Annotated in this window: 2 protein-coding genes and 1 pseudogene; 1 reads left to right on the forward strand and 2 read right to left on the reverse strand. The window is 48.6% G+C overall.

Annotated elements, in window-relative coordinates; all coding sequences use genetic code 11:
• Both ENN47_07755 and ENN47_07760 read right to left on the reverse strand, forming a co-directional pair.
• A partial coding sequence (locus ENN47_07755; protein HDP78063.1) for a zinc-binding alcohol dehydrogenase occupies positions 1-860 on the reverse strand: 860 nt, incomplete at its 3' end.
• Positions 861-1,082: 222 nt separating this feature from the next.
• A pseudogene (locus ENN47_07760) lies at positions 1,083-1,175 on the reverse strand (carbohydrate ABC transporter permease).
• A gap of 438 nt (positions 1,176-1,613) precedes the next feature.
• Here ENN47_07760 and ENN47_07765 point away from each other — a divergent pair.
• Positions 1,614-2,350, forward strand: a 737-nt coding sequence (locus tag ENN47_07765) for an ROK family transcriptional regulator (GenBank protein ID HDP78064.1), incomplete at its 3' end; no start/stop codon positions are given.

Here is a 2,350-nt window from a genome sequence, read left to right on the forward strand (position 1 = left end):
CTTGCCGCACGGGAGAAGATCAACCGCCCATAGTTGTAATGGGCTTCACGCCCAAAATTGATGCCGCCGAGAAACTCCTTTGCCCAGGCAACGTACGAAATTGTTCCTCCGTGTGCAAGACCTCTGAGGGCCGACTGCAGAGCAGAAGGAGCTCCGCTTGTCTCGATTATGCAGTCTGCACCGGTCTGAAGAGTGAGCCTCTTGATCTCAAGCCCAACATCGCACGCTTTTGGATCTAGAACAAAATCCGCACCTGAGTTCAGCGCAACCTCGCGCCTGACTTCAATAGGATCGACCGCTATCACCGGGCTGGCACCGATCTTCTTCGCGAGTTGGACCGCCAGCAGTCCTATGGCTCCAAGTCCAATTACTGCAACATGGTCACCCGGCCTCACATTCCCGTCTCTGATCCCGGACAGAGCAAACTGAGCCGGATCATAGCACACGGCGCTCTTCCAGGAGACGGCCTCGGGAACTCTCAACAGACGGTGATTGCCAACGGCGTTGACAATTTGAGTCTCGCGAATTCCTCCGTAAGAACAGACCCTCTCGCCAACATTGTAGTCCTTCACATCCACACCCTTTACAACGATCCTACCTACCCACATATTGCCGAGATTCCAGGAACCGAACTCAACTCCCTTTCCCTGATCCGGAGATCGAGGAACCAAGAGCTTCCAGTCGTCATCATAACGTTCGTTTATAAGCGGGCTCTCGCCTCTGAAATCAGCTATCTCCGAACCGTGCTTTGGAGAAGCGAACTCGACTTCGACCATAACCTCGTTCGCCGCTATCTTCCTGTCCCTGTATTCAGCAATCGACGCCTTTCCTGGCGCAGTTGCAACAAGCATTCTTGGCATTTCTCCCCTACCCCCTGTTCAAAAACTGTCTTCCCGTTTCGATTATTATCCCATACGACAAACTACATGCTTCGGTTCTTGAAGACAATTCCATGAATTGAAGAATCGTAAGTGTTTTCGGGGTGATAGCGAAAGCAATGAATTTGTTGAAGGAAGCGATCAACCATGGTTTTTTCCGGCTTCTTCTTTTGGACAGTAACCTGTCAAGCTTGAATCCAGGGTTTACTTGGAGCTTCCCATTGTAAGGCCTCGAACGAGGTCGTTTTGCACAAGCAGACCGAAAACGATCATAGGGAGTACGGTGATTATTGCAGCCACAATGAAGAGCTTCTGAGTTCGGCCTTCGATTCACAGCAGAAGCATTCTCTCAAAGAGCCGTTCTTGTGTCCATTGAAATGCAAGACTCACGCACCTTCATCTGAAGGAACATGGGTTGACGAAGATTTGCAGGAAGAAGGTGGAATTGTTTTAGAGTATGGAGAAATCATCTCTAACATTTTTACCACTCGACTACGGTTCAAGAGAGAAGAGTGAAAGTGATTAGTAGTCAAATCCTGCTTGTAGGATCCGCGCCGTCGAGCCAGCTTGCCCTTTGGCATTGACGCTTCAAGGACTATAATTCAATTGAATTAGTTAGTAGTTTTTATTTACCAACTTGGATGATGTCCTTCTGGTGTTTTCTGTAAGCGATCTCCCGGTTGTCAGTCAAGAATCGGCGGAGAAGAGGATGAAGGAAGGAAGCGGGAGGAAGAAGTGGTATCGAAACTTACTGAGATCAGAACGAGTGAAATTCTGAGGATAATTAGAGAAAAGAAGAGTACTTCTCGAGTCCAGATAGCGAAACTGACCGGGCTCAGCAAACCGACCATATCTTCAATTGTCAACGACCTGGTTAAAGAGGGAGTTGTTAGAGAGAACGGGCTCGGACAGAGCAAATCTTCCGGTGGCAGGAAACCTATAAATATCTCTTTCGCAAAAGACTACAGAAACGTACTCAGTGTTGACATAGGCGGAACTAAGAGTATCTTCGCGTTGATCGATCTCGACGGAAATATCTTAAAACGCGACACTATTGCCACTGACCTTCTTCGCACCGAAAGGGGTCTGGTAGATGAGTTGAATGAGAGGCTTGAGAGTTACATAGAGGGAGTCGGAAAAGAGAAGGTGCTGGGAATCTCTTTAGGCATTCCCGGTACGGTAGACAGGGTTACGCAGAAGATAAAATACATGCCCTCCTTCGACATCGGCGATCTTGATCTCAAGACTCCGGTCGAGAAGAAGTTCGGTATTTCGACGCTGATCGAAAACGATGTTACACTTGCCGCCTTCGGAGAGTCATGGATCGGTTCTGCAAAGGAGTACAATGATGTGATTCTGGTTTCGATCGGAACCGGTATCGGCTCAGGTATTGTCATAAATGATTCGGTTTACAGAGGATGCGTCGGTGGAGCCGGTGAAATCGGCGAATTTGTCACCGACTGGTCTACAGA

The sequence above is a fragment of the Mesotoga infera genome (genome assembly GCA_011045915.1).
Classification (GTDB): domain Bacteria; phylum Thermotogota; class Thermotogae; order Petrotogales; family Kosmotogaceae; genus Mesotoga; species Mesotoga infera_D.